The sequence below is a fragment of the Bacillus sp. HNG genome, assembly GCF_003400205.1.
Lineage (GTDB): Bacteria > Bacillota > Bacilli > Bacillales > Bacillaceae_L > Ferdinandcohnia.
This window is the reverse complement of sequence record NZ_QUQV01000006.1, coordinates 15,566-32,901: the sequence shown is the minus strand read 5'-3', so window position 1 is coordinate 32,901 and position 17,336 is coordinate 15,566. Positions and strand designations below refer to the sequence as shown.

The 17,336-nt window shown below is 35.5% G+C and carries 15 protein-coding genes and 1 pseudogene; all 16 read right to left on the bottom strand.

Annotated elements, in window-relative coordinates; translation table 11 throughout:
* Positions 1-154 precede the first annotated feature (154 nt).
* Positions 155-1,000 (bottom strand): creatininase family protein, encoded by an 846-nt coding sequence (locus DZB84_RS12345; RefSeq protein ID WP_116352574.1) that lies wholly within the window; start codon positions 998-1,000, stop codon positions 155-157.
* A 47-nt stretch (positions 1,001-1,047) separates the two neighbouring features.
* Complete coding sequence (locus DZB84_RS12340) at positions 1,048-2,430, bottom strand: MFS transporter (RefSeq protein WP_116352573.1); 1,383 nt, start codon at positions 2,428-2,430, stop codon at positions 1,048-1,050.
* A 330-nt stretch (positions 2,431-2,760) separates the two neighbouring features.
* Positions 2,761-3,519, bottom strand: coding sequence for an AraC family transcriptional regulator (locus DZB84_RS12335; protein ID WP_116352572.1), 759 nt, complete (start codon positions 3,517-3,519; stop codon positions 2,761-2,763).
* Positions 3,520-3,572: 53 nt separating this feature from the next.
* Complete coding sequence (gene speG / locus DZB84_RS12330) at positions 3,573-4,088, bottom strand: spermidine N1-acetyltransferase (RefSeq protein ID WP_116352571.1); 516 nt, start codon at positions 4,086-4,088, stop codon at positions 3,573-3,575.
* Positions 4,089-4,414: 326 nt separating this feature from the next.
* Positions 4,415-5,269 carry a malate synthase gene (locus tag DZB84_RS12320; protein WP_116352569.1) on the bottom strand — a complete coding sequence of 285 codons (855 nt, stop codon included), beginning with the start codon at positions 5,267-5,269 and terminating at the stop codon, positions 4,415-4,417.
* 363 nt (positions 5,270-5,632) lie between these two features.
* Positions 5,633-7,084 (bottom strand): C39 family peptidase, encoded by a 1,452-nt coding sequence (locus DZB84_RS25290; protein WP_223254439.1) that lies wholly within the window; start codon positions 7,082-7,084, stop codon positions 5,633-5,635.
* Positions 7,085-7,778: 694 nt separating this feature from the next.
* Entirely contained in the window at positions 7,779-8,483 is a 705-nt protein-coding gene (locus DZB84_RS12310) for a nucleotidyltransferase domain-containing protein (protein ID WP_116352568.1), read from the bottom strand.
* A gap of 213 nt (positions 8,484-8,696) precedes the next feature.
* Positions 8,697-9,392: an ABC transporter ATP-binding protein gene (locus DZB84_RS12305; protein WP_116352567.1), complete on the bottom strand. Its 696-nt coding sequence runs from the start codon at positions 9,390-9,392 to the stop codon at positions 8,697-8,699.
* A complete protein-coding gene (locus DZB84_RS12300; RefSeq protein WP_116352566.1) occupies positions 9,392-10,513 on the bottom strand; it encodes an ABC transporter permease in 1,122 nt (373 codons plus the stop codon). The genes DZB84_RS12305 and DZB84_RS12300 overlap by 1 nt, the downstream gene beginning before the upstream one ends.
* 136 nt (positions 10,514-10,649) lie before the next feature.
* Positions 10,650-11,225, bottom strand: coding sequence for a TetR/AcrR family transcriptional regulator (locus DZB84_RS12295; protein ID WP_116352565.1), 576 nt, complete (start codon positions 11,223-11,225; stop codon positions 10,650-10,652).
* Between the two features lie 276 nt (positions 11,226-11,501).
* Positions 11,502-12,002 (bottom strand): YehS family protein, encoded by a 501-nt coding sequence (locus tag DZB84_RS12290; protein ID WP_116352564.1) that lies wholly within the window; start codon positions 12,000-12,002, stop codon positions 11,502-11,504.
* An 88-nt stretch (positions 12,003-12,090) separates the two neighbouring features.
* Entirely contained in the window at positions 12,091-13,044 is a 954-nt protein-coding gene (locus tag DZB84_RS12285; protein ID WP_116352563.1) for a DMT family transporter, read from the bottom strand.
* A 397-nt stretch (positions 13,045-13,441) separates the two neighbouring features.
* Complete coding sequence (brnQ, locus tag DZB84_RS12280; RefSeq protein ID WP_116352562.1) at positions 13,442-14,749, bottom strand: branched-chain amino acid transport system II carrier protein; 1,308 nt, start codon at positions 14,747-14,749, stop codon at positions 13,442-13,444.
* Positions 14,750-15,135: 386 nt separating this feature from the next.
* Positions 15,136-15,873, bottom strand: a complete 738-nt coding sequence (truA, locus tag DZB84_RS12275) for a tRNA pseudouridine(38-40) synthase TruA (RefSeq protein WP_116352561.1) — start codon at positions 15,871-15,873, stop codon at positions 15,136-15,138.
* A 52-nt stretch (positions 15,874-15,925) separates the two neighbouring features.
* The gene (locus DZB84_RS12270) at positions 15,926-16,774 is read right to left on the bottom strand and encodes a sialate O-acetylesterase (protein WP_116352560.1); all 849 of its coding nucleotides are present in this window, start codon (positions 16,772-16,774) and stop codon (positions 15,926-15,928) included.
* A gap of 281 nt (positions 16,775-17,055) precedes the next feature.
* Positions 17,056-17,268: pseudogene (locus DZB84_RS12265) on the bottom strand (MFS transporter); the annotation flags it as partial.
* Positions 17,269-17,336: the final 68 nt, after the last annotated feature.

Here is a 17,336-nt window from a genome sequence, read left to right as displayed (position 1 = left end):
TGCAGACATATTGATGTAGTAGTGTTTACCGATAACTAAAATAGGATCTCTAAGAAGAAATAAAATTAAACTGCAGTTGGGATACAAAAATACTTATATTTTTATTTTTTATCCACTAAAAAAACGAGAAAATTAATTCTCGTTTTTTCAAAAATTATAACCATTCCCCGTATTTTTGTAGACTATCGTTTTGTGTATACTCATCTGTTTTTCGTAAAAGTTCAACAATGGTTGGCATATCCATTTTCTCAATAAATTCTTCAATTGCAAGAACGCCTGATTGAGCTAATTCTTCACGATGTTTTTCAGATGTAATGAGAGGCGTTGGTAGATGATCTGATGCTTTATCAAAGTATGAACCAATTGCCCCTGACTGCAACGCATATTTTCCAAGTGCATTGCCTGGGTTTTTACTCATTCCGTTTATCATACTTTGTACATCATAGGTCACTGAGTTAGATTCCGGAACATTCATCGGAACATCTTCCAATCTACCTAGTATTTTGTATGCTCCAATGCTAATATCATTGAATTTCTCCATAAACGAAAAACTTAAATCTTTAACACTATCCGTTGCCTTAATCATGTCCATATAAAGGATTGGTACTTTAGTTTCCTCAAAGAAGTCACGAACCATTCCGCTTAATGTTAGGTGAGCCGGACCATGACAAGTCACATATACCTGTCTTCTAAAACCTTGTTTTAAAAGGGATTTTGCAATTGTGTCTAAATATCTCATACCTTCTTTGACGCTTACATTAACAGTCCCGCGAGCCATCGCTGTCCCACCAGCGAAGAAATAAGGGAGGTTGTGAAGAACGAGACCATTTGTCGCCTCTGCCATTTTTAACGCGAGCGCTTCAGTAATCACCGTTTCAGTATCAAGCGGTAAGGCTCCGTGCGTTTCTGTTACACCAACAGGTACAAAAATCAGATCATTCTGTTGTAGGTATTCTTCAACTTCGCCGTTTGTGCATTTGGATAGGAACCGAGTTCTCATCAAATAACATCCCCTTTTCTTTTTATAGAATTTATTGTTAGATTTAATTAGTTTTGAGCTCTTCTTTCTTTTAATGTCGCATACATTTCTTGAGCTTTCGTACTATTTAGGTTGAAAATTAACGCAATCCCGATAATCATTAAGAGAAAAGATAAAATCGGTAATCCGTTATACATACGTAAAACACCTTCTGCCACTTCTTGGCTTTGAGAAGTTTGTCCAGAAACAAATCCTACCCAACCTAAAGCATAACTACCAAGTGCAGAACCAATCCCCATGCCTACTTTACGTGAGAAGGAATAAATGGAGTAAAGTGTTCCATCATATCGTTTACCAGTTTGAAGTTCTGTAAAATCTAAACAATCAGTAACAAGTGCCCATACAATCATAACAAAAACCATATTTGCGATTGTAGCGATATTATAGGCCACTATATAAACGTAAACATTCTCAATAATAAAAATGGTTAGAAGTGTAGAAGCAATTAAACTAAAGCTTGCAGTACTAATGACCATATTACGCTTACCAAACTTTTTAACGAGAGTAGGGACAAAAATGAACAATACCAATGTAACTCCCATTTGTAAGAATGAGTTAATCGCAAATGCACTTGGCTTGTTGTAGTATTCTGAGAACACAATTGCAGCTAATTGCTGAACACCATTAATCATAATTAAAGAGCCAACACTTGCTACCATCATCCCTAATAACTGGCGGTTTTTTAAGGCAGCCTTTAATGCATCTGCAAATTTATAATCTGGTTTGGTTCCTACCGGTTTATCATCACGAATACGTTCTGTCGTTAATTTGACAAGTCCTGTATAAGCTAGAACAGAAAGAATACTGAATACGATAGAAATGTAGAAAAACATCTCAGGTACTAGATTCCCAGATTTATCATAGATAAACATAGGGACAAAAGATAAAAATCCGATTCCAACAACCATTCCGCCAACAGAACGAGCACGAGATAATTTCGTACGTTCAATTGGATCATCTGTAATAACAGCTGCTAATGAACCATAAGGAATTGAATCAGCTGTGTATGCGATTCCATAGAATAGATAAACAAATACAACCCATACATGAATAGCCGTTGATGACCAACTTGAGACATCAGCAAATGAAATTAAGATTGATGCTGCAAGTAGCCACTTAGAAATATTAATATATGGTAAAAATTTATCTCCACTCTTACCTAATCTCCATCTATCTGGAATACTTCCCATAATCACGTCTGTTACTGCATCAAATATCCGTGCAACTAAAAATAATGTTCCCATGAAATAAGGACTTACTCCAAGTACAGATGTGGCGAACAAAAGGAAAAACGCGCCGATGTAAAGGTTTGCAAATCCTCCCCCAACATCCCCTAGCATGTATACAAATTGATCACGGAAACCAAATTTTCTAACCTGTTTCTTTTCCATGTTGAAACCCCCAAATGTAAATAAAATAGATTGATATATATTTTTGAATCCTAATAACCAAACTTCCGAAGAGTGATATCTATGAAGCAAACAAATTTTTCCATTATATTTGTTTACTATACAAACTAACGACTTAAAATTGATTAATATAGTATACCTTCTTTCGTCAGCCTCCTCCTCTAAGCATTGAAAGCGTTTAATATTTATCTAATAAAATTTTAACGCAAAATTCCTAACTACTTTTGCAATAAAATAGCTTAATTTTACACTAAAATTGCATGATAATAAAAAAAGCTTTTAATCCAACTTTTTTTAGGTTGATTAAAAGCTTTACTTACTATTATTTCGTTTATATTCCTTTGGGGTTACGCCTTCTTCTTCTTTAAAAACACGTGAAAAGTATTGTTGATTTTTAAAACCGACTATTAAGGTGATTTCGATTAAAGAAAGATTAGAATTGGTTAATAGGTCCTTTGCTTCCTGGATCCTTATCAAATTTCGATAATGACTAATGGTCATCCCTTTTTCCTTTTTGAATGTACGCATTAGGTGGGAAGGATGAACATGTAACTTTCGTGATATTTCCTCAATAGAAATTTCCTCTGAAAAGTTCATCATAATAAAATGCTCAACTTTTTCAGCAATTGTTGCTTTTTCAAGTGTTATGAAACGAATAGAAGGATCTGAGTACTCTTCTAACATTCTTTTATGTATTTCTTCTAGTTCCGATATTGATTTGGCATTCTCAACCATAATCGCGTATTTTTCAGAAAGGTAATGACATTGCCATGCACTTAAGCCACCTTTTTCCGCAGAATAGCTGTATAGCGTATTATGTGATAGTAATATGTTTTTTAATGCACGTAATTCATTCCTTGGAACCCTTTTAATAATATCTAAAGTGTCTGTGTCTCCTCTTAGAAACTCATTCAATACATTTATATAGTTGGCAACAAATTTCTGATCTCCTTTTCGAATCGATTGTAATAATTCTTCCCGAAATTTGTGTGCTGATTCGATTAGTTCATGCTTTGTATTATTTTTCATTACATCACTTTTAATTTGAACTTCCTGACCTTCCATATTCATTTTCCCATCACCTCACTTCAAATAGGTTAGTTGCTTAATCATAATGTATAATCTCAAGAACCTCTATTAAAATGTTGATGTTGAAACATACACATTCTTATTGCATTATGATATTCACCGTCAACAAAAAACTCATCGATTAATTCTCCTTCAAACTGAAAACCTAGCGTTTTATAAATATGAATCGCTTTTTCATTCGTTTTATCTACGATTAAATATAATTTATACATATTTAATACAGAAAACGCATAATCCATTGCGAGAAATGTTGCAGACTTCGCATATCCATTCCCTTGATGATTGGGATCAATAATAATTTGGAATTCTGCCCTACGATGAATATAATCAATCTCTACTAATTCAACCAATCCCACCATTTCATCGCCTTTTTGGACAATAAATCTTCTTTCACCCTGATCGTGAATATGTTTATCATACAGGTCCTGTAATTCAACAAATGACTCATATGGCTCTTCAAACCAATACGACATAATGTTTGCATTAATATTTAATTTATGGACAAATCCTAAGTCAACTCTTTCTAATGGCCTTAATTTTACATCGTTCATTCCTTTTCATCCTCCGAATTCTGCGTACAATCCTCTTACAATAAATTCTTTCCTTTTCTCCCGCTTTTTGTCCACTTTTTCTAAAAAAATCTCGAGTTTTGAGCTTAGTGGCAATCTACCTTTTGCTGTTTGTATAAGATTTGCCGCAGCGTTTAAAGCAAAAAAAGCAAATACAAAAAAGCAGATGGTATAGATATTTTCTATAACAACTGCTTTTCTATTATACCAACTCCAAACGCACCACTTAAACAATAACCAGTTATTCTTCGCATTTAGTGATAGGTGGGAAAATTGTGTCAGTACTCTTATTATCTTTGGGCGAACATCTAAATACGCTTTAACGCCCCATTAGGCTTTGGTATCTCTTGCTCGATTATCTGATTCATTTTACAAAAGTGTTCAAAAAATTGTTGTGCAAGCTCTCGTTCTTTTGGGTCACTTTTCAATGAAACGATATCAAGCAAAATTTGAGCCATCCATAAATTATCAAAATAGCGGTATTTCCCCGTATTCCATGTCATTTTGTGGGGGAATTTTTGATTCACATAATAGTCCCAGAAGAGCATCTGGTCCGATTCCTGTTCTGTCAGTTGGAGTCTGTATTTTGAATGAGCAGGAATATATCCATCTTCAGAAAGCTTACCGATAAAGTCTTCCTTCACCAAATAAACACCTAAGATACGTCTGTCTTTTTCAGGCTTTCCGGATTCTACTGCTGTTAGCAGGACAGCGCTATTTTGGTGCAAGCGGATGGGTTTGTTTGGCTTCCCCTTGTTATTACCACTTTTGATTTCACCTGAAAATACCTTCCACTCTGAGAAGGAACGATTCTGTTCTTCTGGATCACACCAAAAAACCATTTGTGATTCGGGATGAAGTTTATGATTTTTCATCAGTTTTTCATGTTCCAAGCGAAGTTCCAGTCTTTTTCGGTATAGTTTCTTTTCCTCTTCTTTCTTCCTTTCTTCCTGCTTTCGTTCCATTTCTTTTTCCTGTATCATTTTCTCAAGTGAATGAGCAATACTTTTATCATGCAGTTTTAAGTGCTTTCCAAATACATCGGGAAAAACAAACTTTTTATTTTCCGATTCAAAATGTACTTCAATACTAGAATCATTATGATTCACTATACTACCCATGCCAAAACGCTTGTGTGTAACTTTCTTATTGATTAGATTCATTTTCTAAGTCCTCCTTGTAGAATAAAAACCCAGCTACTATTAGATAGTAAAGGGATTATTTTATTCAATTAACTTACCCTTAAAGCTCACACGACTGTTTGAATTTCACCTCATTTTTTAAAAAAGGAGATTGAATTAATAATTGTAAAACTATTATAACATTTTTTTGAATATATCACAATTTTCTTGTTGACAGCATATTTTATTGTGAGGTAAAATAAAGTTTTATTCTCTTGAACTACTAAAAATTTCTATAAAAAAAGCCCTCCAAAAGTCACAAAACTTTTGAAAAGCCTCTATACAATCACCACTTGATTACCCTTCTACGATTAAGCTAACTTAACTAACCCAGCCATCACTATATTAATAAACTACTACCGCATATTTCGTTAAATTATAACTCGCTTCAAATGAACTTGCCTTTACCCAGTATTTCCCGGCTGCTGGGTCTGTTACATGATAATAACCGTCCTTATAGCCAGTTAATGTCATAACGTGTGCATTATCGATACCTGTTCCCCAAAAATATTGACCATATTGTGGTGAACCCCAATTCATGGTTACATAAACAATCACTGGATTTCCGTTTTCTAATTGATTTTTTAGGTTCTCTACTGAACTCCCTGTAATATTGGAAACACTACCATACTTACTTCCCCATTTACTTAAAGGGGCCGGATAAATTGATTGATAAACCCCACTTACTATTTTATAAGGTGTTCCGCCGAATCCATTATTTGGATTACCCTCTTGATCAACAGGCATTTCTTTTAAGAAACTTCCTAGTGAATAATTTTTAGCATATCCTTTGTACTGTAATGCCTGCAATAGGGCCGCCGCTTCACACCCCATAGGAGCATTAGCTAAGTACTGATTTAGATAAGGTACTTTTAACTCCACTATTTTTGAATGGCTGGATGTTGAACTGTTGTTAGACTTTGCAGAAGATTTTTCTGTTTTTTGCTCCGTCCTACTCTCTTTTTCCCTTTTTTGTTTCTCAGCTTCCGCTTTTGCTTTCGCAGCCTCTTCTTCCTCTTTTTCTTTAAGGTAAAGGTCTATTTTTGCTAGTGTTTCAGATAAGAATTTTTTAGCTTTCTGATTCTTCACCTTTTCTACCTCTATTTTAATTGCATTATACTCTTTTCTTGTTACTCCTTCTGCTACTTTCCCATCTTTATAAATTTCTAACGATGTGGTCACTGTTGCAATTTGATTTATTTGTGTTTCTGCTTCTTTTACTAAATTGTTAATAGTAGTTTGCCATTCATTTACATCCCCTGCTTCATCATCAACAAACACCATGTTTTTTATCTCTATTACTTTTTCTGCATCTAAATCATCAGCAATGACTATGTTTTGTGAAACTGTATCGCCATTAATTGCTTTTTCTTCTCCGTTAAACAAAGAATTGACTTTCTCCTGAATCGAAAATTTGTGAGTAATTTCTTCTACCTCTATCTTTAACGACTCTTTCTCCGTATTTACCTTCTCGATTTTCTTCTTTAGATCATTTTCCTTTATATCGAAGTCAAATTTTGGTTTCTTAAATGTATGTAATGAACTTTTTACTTCATCAATTTCCTTTTGTGTTAAATCTGCCTTTAAGAAATCGGGCGTATCTGACTTAAGAAGATTGACCTGATCTTTGATTAGAGTTAATTCTTTATGTAGATCCGATAAATGATCTTCAGCATTTGCTATGTTTTGTTTGTAATTATATTGGTCGTATGCAAATACGCCTCCCGAAAAAACTAAAATAAAGATAATAATTGTTGCTGCGGTAACAAGTGGTTTCTTTAGTAGTTTAAACTTCATTTCTTTCTTCCCCCTACAAGTACATACAATAATATTTTAGGATAGTTATACATAAACATAAAAACGTCTAAAGATACAGAGTTTATTGGAAATTGACATAAAAAAGTCCCGGATTCCTATTGTGGAATAACCGGGATAAAATAAATCTGAGGGAAATAGGAGATGTATTAGAGTCATCAAAAAACATACTCAACTTTACTTGAGTAGTGATGGGGTGTAAAAAGGAAAGAAGTTGATTCTCTAGATATAGTAGGGAATCAACTTCTTTTCTCTTTAAATTGGACTTTTTAGATGGATGGAAAATAGTAAAAGAACGTGAGAACCGTCCCCCTGTTCACGAATCAAAGCATTTTAGTTTCTTACCTTAATAGCTATTCGATTTGTAATTGATGGAGGGAGTTTATTACATACCACCATTAGTAGTAAATCTTCTCACAGCTTTCAAAAGAAAAGTATCAACCATTAATAAAAAAATCGGCCACGGCGAAATCCACGGCGAAAACGAAAGCGAGGACCAAAAACAGGACCTCGACGGAAACGGAAACGAGGACCACCGAAACCACCTACGAAGAATGGCATAATAAAATTCCTCCTTTATCGAATGATAGTATAGGTTATGCCACAAGGGGGCTCGGGGATTGAGACAAACATCTAGAAATTCTACAAAACAAGTAATTTATTTCATATTGAGATACTAAAAGAATCCTTTATAACCAACAAACAATTCTCCACCATACTCCTCAAGCGTAGATTGGATGAATGAAATGAGTTCAGTTTTATCATTTGTATTCATGTATGTTTTTGTAGATTTAACCAGTTTGTCACACATATCTTTATCGAATGATTTAAGGCTTCTAACCATCCACTTTCCTTCACCAAGCCAATTGCCATTTGCCCTTAAAATCAATTCAGTTAACGTATTTACTAACTTATTTAAAATAAATAAACTTTCGGCAAAGTCTTCTGAACTTCTAAAGTCTGACAAAAAATCTGTAATTTCATACCTTGCTGCATTTATTTTGTCTTGATCCCAACGCTGTGGGCCCAGTTCATAAAGGTTTTTTGCCTCTCGTTGGAGTTCCTTTCCATTCCCTTGTTTATCTTTGATAAGTAGACCCTCGGCACACATTTTAATGATGGTGGGCATCCCTCTATATCTAGCTGTTTGAAATTCAAACTCTAAAGATAAAGCCGTATATATAAATGCTTCAATTTTCCACCCAAGAAAGTGATAACATTCAAGTCTTGGTGTTTCTGTTTCATCAATGATAATTAAGTCAATATCAGATTCTGTTGTTAAATTTCCAGAAACTGCACTTCCACCTACCCAGACGATATCTGATTCAGGATAGTGGGAAACGATAAACTGTTGAGCTATTCGCTTGATCGAGTCCCTCATATAAAACACCTCCCATACCAGGATATTCACCTAAAAGATTAGTGTTCTATAACGTAGGAGCTATCTGTAAAATAATTCACGATCATTTGCATTTGCGGCCCTTCCATTTGCTTTGTAAACAACATACAATTTCCACCTTCAAAATTCCAAAATCAACTAAACGAATAAAGGTCAGTCCCTACTTTTTAAAAAAGTGAGGACTGACCTTTTTATTTAACGAAGTGCAACAGGTTCTTCAAGTAACTGCAAATTTCCATCCATCATTTGGTAAACCTTATCGCAATATTTTAATAAACGTTCATCATGGGTGACCATGATTGCGGCTTTGTTTCTTGATTTCACACCCTTTGAAATAAGTTCGACAATTTCAAAGGCACGCTGTGTATCAAGACTTGCGGTAGGTTCGTCAGCAAGTATGATATTTGGATCATTCATGAAAGCACGTGCAATCGCTGTACGTTGCCGTTCTCCCCCTGACAGTTGATCAGGAAACTTTTTCAGTTTATCTCCTAATCCTACTTCCTCTAGCAGCTCTTTAGCAAAAAGCTTATCTTTATTTGTAACAGAGCCTTTCATTTTCTTTACAACTAAAAGTTGGTCAAGAACCGTCAAATATGGAACAAGATTAGAGGTTTGCAAAATAAAACCAATTTGCTCCAACCGTAATTTCGAAAGTTCCGTCGGCTTCAAATCGGATAAACGAAACCCGTTAATGGTGACGTTTCCTTCAGAAGGTTGTAGAAGGGCACCTGCAATTGAAAGGAATGTACTTTTCCCTGATCCTGATGGACCAATTACTGCTACGAATTCACCAGGGTTAACCGAGATGGAGACACTGTTTAAAGCTACAAACGTACTGTCTCCTTCTTTATAATACTTGGATACATTTTCAAACTGAATTCCATTCATTACTCAACCCTCCCAATCGCTTGAAGTGGATCTATCTTTGTTATTTTTCGAACAGAAAGAAGAGTACTCAATACAGACACGACTAATAGTACAAACGCATAGGTGAAGACGAGCATCGGATCAAGCGCAAAAGGCATGGCTTCTGGTAAAATCGCTGCCGTTCCATATGTGAGTAAAACACCTAAACCAATACTTATAACAGCCAAAATGAATACTTGGGAAATGACAGCTCGTCCAAGAAATGAATTACTCGCACCGATCGCTTTCATAATTCCGAACTGATTCGATTTCTGCAACGTGATGACATAGAAGAAAACGGTTATGACAACAGCAGAGATTGCCAAGAGAAAAGTAAGCATCATCATGATTGTCCCATTTTCAGCTGTGTAACCAGGCAGTCCATTAATTGCTTCTTGTTTCGTTGTTGTTTCAATTCCATCCACTGATTGATCTATGTCTTCTTGAATAATATTTTCCCCTTGAAGCATAATCGCATTAACCGGGTTCTTTATCCCCATATCTGAACCTGGTGCAGCAAAATGAATCGTACGCCATAAGTCCATCGTCATAAAAATAGCTGGTAAATGGTTAAAAGATTGATCTTTAACAAAGCCAACAACTTTGATAACTTCAGTTGAACCTTCGATTTCAAGGGTATCACCTAGTTTAATGCCTTTATTCTGCAAAACATTGTTGACAATGACTTCTTTGTCTTTTCCTTTTGTAAGTGGATTCCCCTCAATAACTTCAGGTTCTAAGAATGTTCCAGGATTGATTCCAAGAAGGGAGACATCGATTTTTTCATCATCAGAAGTTGCATTTTCTTTAAGAACCACTGCTGTACGAGAACCCATTGGAGCTACATCATTTACATGTTCCTGATTTTTGAGTTCTTCGGATAAATCTTCTGATATGACCGACCTTAGCATAGAATGACGGGCACCCTCTTCAAAGACAACATAATTCGCATCCATATTTTTGAATGCTGATGCACTTAGTAAAGAAAGGCCGTTTCCTAGTCCCGATAAAATAAAAACAAGCCAAGAGATTAATACTAGAATCATACCAATCATAAAAAAACGTAATTTTGCATGTTTTAATTCTCTTAATGCAAGAAACATATTTTCACCTCTTTGTTTAATTTACTAGATTTTCTAAATGTGCGCTGAAGTCAAAAGTTACAGAAGTGTAACTTTTGATAACAGAAGGACAAATGTGCTACTTGTTCAGTTTAATTAAAAGTAACACAAGTGTCAATTATTTATTATTAAACATTCCACTACATAGAAATTCCATAACTAGATTCTTCCAATCTTGTTCGGGTAACTGAGAATGATTAGGGATATTAACCGTTTGAAAAATAAACCCTAAAATAAGGTGATTGGGAAATTCAGATTTTAAAAATTTGTCTCTTTTTCCCAATTGGACAAAATCATTTAAATAGGAGTACATTTTTTCATGTTGGGTCTCTAACCGTTCAAGAGCCTCATCCACTTTTGCGTGATTGGACCTTTGAATTTGAAAGATCATCGAAAGGATTTGATGGATTCTACTATATTTAAAAATAACCCCAAGTAAATAATCCAATTGATCCTTGAAGAGAGGATACTCCTTAATTTTTTGAAGGTCCAGCAAGAATCGTTCCATTTCATCGACCATATATTCCGTAATCAGTTCATCTTTATTATCAAAGTACTTATATATAGCTGCCCTTGTTACATTCAGTTGTTCAGCCAGCAAGCCAAAATGAAATCCATTATAGCCATATTGCAATAATAGTTGATTGGTTGCCTGATACAAATCACTTTTTGTAAATTTACTTTCACGTCCCATCCTATCACCCCTTTTATCATTATAAGCGAAATAAAGAGAATTTCCGATAAAGATCGTTAACAGAATTTGACTTATAGGGTACTTTTCTTAATGAATTAACGTCTAAATTCACTAAATTTTGTTCACACGCTTCAATAAAATGTAAAGGCAACGTCCCATAAGGGTTAGTTGCCTCTTTTTAAAATCAGTTGCGAGATTATTCCACGTGTATAGAATGTATGCTAAGGGTGTTGATGAGTTTTTTTAGGCTTATTCAACATGGCAATAGTTTTAGCATTATCCCCTGTATTTGATAGCTAGCCCTTTTAAGAAGTTTCTGGCGAAATTATCTCCGCATTCTTTATAATTCTTATGTCCTTCTTTTCGTAATAAAGCACCTAGTTCTCCTTTTGTTACCCTTAACCCGGCATGATCAAAAATATCAAGCATATCCTCAGTCGTTAAAGCCAGTGCGATTTTGACTTTCTTTAAAAGGAGATTATTCACGTTTCCACTTGTCTTTAGAGGTGGTTCTGGTGGATTAGGCTGTCCTAATTTCGGCTCTTGTTTCCCCCTTTTGTAAATAATAAGCCCATTTAAAAATGAGTCTAACATACTGTGAGTACATTTTATTTGGTCTTCATTCTCAAAGTCATCATCATCGTATGTCTTTGTAAGGATTTTTATTACCTCTGGTACGGTTACTTCCACATTACCAAGTTTAAAAATCTCTACCATTTCTTTATTTTTTATTTCCAATGCATATCTCAACCGAATTAATATATCGTTATTATCCATTATTTGAGCTCCCTTTTTTTCAGATAGTAGTCATTTAACTCGAAACTACCTCAGATCGACCCTTTAATTCCCCATAATCAACTTTTGGTCATGAAGCAATTCTTTCGGCAGCCTTATTAGCTTTATTCCCTTTTCCACGATAATTCAAAACAATAATGCCAATCGCAACCATGCCAATAGCCACTAGAATATACAGATTCAATTTTTCACCTGGGATAAAAATGGCGGACAGTATCGTTCCGGAAACCGGTACAATGAACTTATATATTGTAATTTCACCTGCATGATTATATTTTAACAACGAATACCACAAGCCAAACGCAACAGCCGAGAGTACAGCAGAGTAGATTAATAGACCCCATCCAAATGGTGTAAACGTGATTGATCCTGTCTGCATCATCGGTAGACCTATAATAAGCATAACAAGTCCACCAAGACTCAACTGCCATCCCGTAATGGCAAATGGATCAATGCCATTTGCCAGTTCCTTGGCCATAATGGTTGCAATCGCACCAGTGAGTCCTGCTAGAATCATATATCCTTCTCCATCCCACTGAAAACTCATTTTAAGCTCTTGTCCCCAGTTAGCTACCACAATTCCAGAGAAACCAGCAAGTAGCCCAATTGATTTCTTCCAGGTTAATCGATCATTTTTATAATAGTAGTGAGCTAGTATAACAGTGAAAAAAGTGCCAACAGTCGATAAAATGGCCCCCTGCATACCTGACACTTTTGCTAATCCGTTATAGAAGAAAAAGTATTGGAGGGCTGTTTGAATCACACCTAGCAATAGGAGAATGAGAAAACTCCTTTTCGAAACCAATATTCTTTTCGGTTTTATGAATAATAAAAATCCTAAGACGAGCAAGCCCGCAAGCAAAAAGCGTATTCCCGCGAATACAACCTTAGCGATTACATCATCAGGGGACATTTGCAGTTCTTCATAACTCACCTTTAGTACAGGAAATGCACTCCCCCATAAAAGCGAACAAAAAATTGCAATCCCAATAACTGACCATTTCTTCTGAAAAATCCATTTCATGGTGTCAACTCCTAAAAAATCATTCCACAAATAAGTATATCCTATTGCATTGTCAGGGTTTTGGCAATGTATGTTTATGGGAATACCTATGGAACATCGGATTGTAAGAGTGCCCTGCACTCCCCGATTTTTTTGTTTTTCAGAAGGTTCCACAAAAAAGATGCCTGGCAAACAGTGTAGGATATCCTGTTAAACACTGTTTCCAGGCATTTTTAACAATAATAATACACACTCCACATGTGTGGTCACAAGGATATGGATACAAGGAAAATACCTTATCACTTGCTTGTGTACACAAATAATTTATGCAAATGATTTTGATAAAACCTAAAATACACGTCACCTATTCCTTTGGGAAGAGGGACGTGTATGTATTTTGAAAATGCCAGGATGTAATTTAACTAGCAATCGACTGCCCTGTAGCTTTATCCTTCTCTATAAATCTTCCAATTATTGCTCCACCGATGAATCCTATTATTGCTGGAATTAGCCATGCGAACCCATTACTGCTCAATGGAATCATCCCAATTAAACGAGATACAAATGGTATATTTATAGCTGCCGTCATAGCCTCAGCTACGCTAATAATCACTGTTAATAACACGGCACCTTTAAATGAAGCAGCGTTTGGTAAGTGCTTATGGAAAATCCCAACCAATATGACCACGATACAAATCGGATAGATTGCCTCATAAAGTGGTGTTGCTATAAACACGATTCGATCTACACCTAATAATGCAATGGCAATGCCAAGGACGCAAACGATGGCCGCTGTTGTTTTATAACTTAGCTTTCCATTTGTTAAACTATCAAAAAATTGGGCAACAGCTGTAGTCAAGCCAATCGCAGTAGTCAGACATGCTAATGCCACCACGATCCCTAATCCGTAGAGCCCGCCATTACCTAATATCGATTCTACAATCCCTAATAATAGTTCGGCCCTGTCTATGTTTTGAGGATACACCCCACTAACTGAAGCCCCTAAATATAAAAGCCCCGAATAGATGATAGCTAAAAAGATAAAGGCGATGAGCCCAGCAAATGCGGTCATTTTATTTCTTTCCTTTTCAGACCGGTATCCTTTGCCAACAATATGTGAAATAAACACACTTGCAACCATAAAACTTACTAATAAATCTCCTGTTTGATATCCACCAAGAAAGGCATTAACAAAACTGCTTGAAATATCTGTATCCACTGGTTGTCCAACTGGCGTTATGACTCCACTTATGATGATAGCAATTAAAATGACAACTAATGCAGGTGTTAAAAAAGCGCCCACTTTATCGATAACATTGTTCCTGTCATTTACAAAATAAAAAGTTAACGCGAAGAAAATGATAACAATAGGTGCTGCTGGAATCGATGGGAAAACTGCCTGAAAACCTAATTCATGGGTAACAGCCCCCGTTCTCGGTATTGCGATAAAGCTTGAAAATAACATGATGCCTAGGAGTATCCATTGTGAAAATTTAGGATGTACTTTTTTAGTCAATTGATCTACGGTACCACCTGCATAAGCGATAATATAAATCGCTAGTATAGGGAAAATAACCCCTGAAATAATGAATCCGATGCTCCCGCTAAACCAATCTGCACCCGACTGTAGCCCTAAAAATGGTGGAAAAATTAAATTCCCTGCCCCAAAAAATGTAGCAAAAAGCGCAAGCCCAATAATACTACTATCTCTTATAGTTTTTTTCATATGTAATCAGCCCTTCTCTTTTTATGTCAGAATTTGCTTGAATCCTTCCTAAGTAGTAAAAACTATCGTCTTCTAACAATTGATTCCACTATTCCACCTTTTCTGAAAAGTCCAGATACACTTTGCCTGATTGTTTCGCTCACTAAACCCCAGGTAGGGTAGCCTCGCCGTGTTCTCAAGAGGTTTAATTAACCTGTTATACGTTTTTTACTTTTTGGCATTCATACGAATCATGTTTTGTTAGATAAATATTTTTATAATATACCATATATTTTGCAATAGTGAAAATTTTTAGAACAAAAAAGTGTACTGTGGGTCACACTAGTAGATGTAGCAGCACATGGGCGACGGTGATTATAACTCCGTAAAAAAAAAGAAGGAGATGGTTAAAACCCAACCTTCTCCAAATACAACCCCTCAGCATCCGCCATACGACCTGTTTGAATTCTCTCTTTAGATTCAAGAATACTTGGTATTGTAGCAGCATCTTTTTCACCTAATCCAACTTCAATTAACGTTCCTACAATTTTTCTCACCATATTGTAAAGGAAGCCATTACCTCGCACTTTAATTTCGATAAAGCCCGCATTTTTATTTATCTCAAGTGAGTATATTTCACGCACCATGGACTTTTTCTTCGACTTTGCGTTGGAATAAGAAGTAAAGTCGTGCTGACCTAGAAAATAGTGAGATGCTTTTCTCATTTTTTCAATATCAAGCTTTTCCTCCACATGCATACTGTACTTTCGCATGAAGGGATGTGTATATTGCTCGTTCCAAATCTTATACAAATAGGTTTTATCTTTAGCATTATAGCGTGCATGAAAACGATCGTGAACGAACGTAACATCCACAACGCTAATGTCATTGGGAAGATATCTGTTTAAGTAATGCATAACTTCAGCTTCGGTTGCATTTTTACGCATCTTAAAATTAGCAATCTGAGCAAGAGCATGAACACCTGCATCCGTTCTTCCTGATCCAATGATTTCAATCTTTTCTCCTGCCAGCTCTGTTAATACATTTTCAATCTTCCCTTGAATCGTATTGTCGCCATTACCAAGTCGCTGCCACCCCTTGTAACGGCCACCATCATACTGAATGGTTAATTTATAATTGTTCATTGCTTTCTCCTTGTTTAATTACTTTATTTCTATCTTATGTAGAATATAAAACTTACCCTTTATTAATTTGCAAGAGTTGCGATTCAAATTCTTCATATGATATATTTCCTAACGACAAATCCAAAATCTTCATATATATCATTTCCGATTTTGAATGATTTCTTGAGGGAATAAGATCGAGCAATTCATTTTCATTCTTTAGTGGATTCAAAACATGCTGCTTATTAGAAAAGGCTTCATAATAGCGTAAACCAAATTTCCTTTGAGAAATTGCATCAATATGAATACCATCAGGATTAGATGTTAACCCTTCGGCTGTGACAAAATAACAATTATCCTGTTCAAAAGCAAACTTTTGCAACTCTTGATTAATAAGGTTATATTCTGTACAGTTCTTTCCAAATCCCGCTTTGCCTAAAAAATCTCCCAATCCACCGATAATGAGAGGAATATTTGTAGCATTCAATTCCTTTCTAAGAGCCTCAATAATTGAAAGTAATTTTTCGTAATAGACTTTGTAGTTACCATTTATACTATCACTTTCTCCCTGATGCCATAGAATCCCTGTTAATTCACTATTCTGCAAAGCAAATTTCGCTTCAGTTATTGCATGTCTAAAAAGCACTTGATCTACCGCCCATTCATCCAGTGTACTTCCACCTTCTGCACAAGGTATTAAACCAATCGAATCTTCTTGATTTTGACGACACCAAGCATCTGCAAATGAACCGACCAAACTTATTCCTGATACAGGTCGATCATAATTTATCGGCTCCGTCATCATTTGCCATCTACCATTACGCAACATCTGTATTCTTTCATTATAAATCGGGGGTACCTCATGGATAAACCCTCGTCCTGCCATATTTGACTGTCCTAACATTAAAAATGATTTGATCATTTTTTTCACCCTTAAATTTTTATTTAATATGTATATTAAGATGTTCTAGTTCCCATTAAATATAAAGTAGTTACGTAATCCACCATCACGTGATAATGAAAAAGAAAGATCCAACATTAAAACATTTTAGCATCAATTACTCAAGAAAGCTCTGTTGAAAGTAATCTGTTTGTTTTCACCTTACTAGTGGTTACCTATATTATTGCACTTATCTATTTTAGCCCTAGTTTTTTTTCGTCAATCTAAAAAGAATCTACCGAATTTACGGCAGATTCTTTGATTTAATGACCAATGCCCACATCATCGACATGTTTTACATGTGCGATATTTATTAAGATAAATACGACTGAAAGTAGGACAAATCCGGCTCCCACTTTAAATGGAACACTTGGATTATAAATCTCGGCAAGCTTTCCTGCAGTAAATCGAGCAATAGCTCCTCCAATAAAACGAAGAAAGCTATAAGCTGCAGAAGCTGTTGAACGTTCATTTGGGTGAGTATAGTGAAGGAGGAACATTCTTTTCCTCCATTCACAAAATACCAAGGCAAAAATTTTGTTTA

Excerpts from the sequence above, each read along its gene's own strand:
- truA (WP_116352561.1), bottom strand. The coding sequence starts at position 15,873 with ATGAACAATTATAAATTAACCATTCAGTATGATGGTGGCCGTTACAAG.
- DZB84_RS12295 (WP_116352565.1), bottom strand. The coding sequence starts at position 11,225 with ATGGGACGTGAAAGTAAATTTACAAAAAGTGATTTGTATCAGGCAACC.
- speG (WP_116352571.1), bottom strand. The coding sequence starts at position 4,088 with ATGAACGATGTAAAATTAAGGCCATTAGAAAGAGTTGACTTAGGATTT.
- DZB84_RS12340 (WP_116352573.1), bottom strand. The coding sequence starts at position 2,430 with ATGGAAAAGAAACAGGTTAGAAAATTTGGTTTCCGTGATCAATTTGTA.
- DZB84_RS12285 (WP_116352563.1), bottom strand. The coding sequence starts at position 13,044 with ATGAAATGGATTTTTCAGAAGAAATGGTCAGTTATTGGGATTGCAATT.
- DZB84_RS12300 (WP_116352566.1), bottom strand. The coding sequence starts at position 10,513 with ATGTTTCTTGCATTAAGAGAATTAAAACATGCAAAATTACGTTTTTTT.
- DZB84_RS25290 (WP_223254439.1), bottom strand. The coding sequence starts at position 7,084 with ATGAAGTTTAAACTACTAAAGAAACCACTTGTTACCGCAGCAACAATT.
- DZB84_RS12270 (WP_116352560.1), bottom strand. The coding sequence starts at position 16,774 with ATGATCAAATCATTTTTAATGTTAGGACAGTCAAATATGGCAGGACGA.
- DZB84_RS12320 (WP_116352569.1), bottom strand. The coding sequence starts at position 5,269 with ATGAATCTAATCAATAAGAAAGTTACACACAAGCGTTTTGGCATGGGT.
- DZB84_RS12305 (WP_116352567.1), bottom strand. The coding sequence starts at position 9,392 with ATGAATGGAATTCAGTTTGAAAATGTATCCAAGTATTATAAAGAAGGA.
- DZB84_RS12335 (WP_116352572.1), bottom strand. The coding sequence starts at position 3,519 with ATGAATATGGAAGGTCAGGAAGTTCAAATTAAAAGTGATGTAATGAAA.
- DZB84_RS12310 (WP_116352568.1), bottom strand. The coding sequence starts at position 8,483 with ATGAGGGACTCGATCAAGCGAATAGCTCAACAGTTTATCGTTTCCCAC.
- brnQ (WP_116352562.1), bottom strand. The coding sequence starts at position 14,749 with ATGAAAAAAACTATAAGAGATAGTAGTATTATTGGGCTTGCGCTTTTT.
- DZB84_RS12290 (WP_116352564.1), bottom strand. The coding sequence starts at position 12,002 with ATGGATAATAACGATATATTAATTCGGTTGAGATATGCATTGGAAATA.
- DZB84_RS12345 (WP_116352574.1), bottom strand. The coding sequence starts at position 1,000 with ATGAGAACTCGGTTCCTATCCAAATGCACAAACGGCGAAGTTGAAGAA.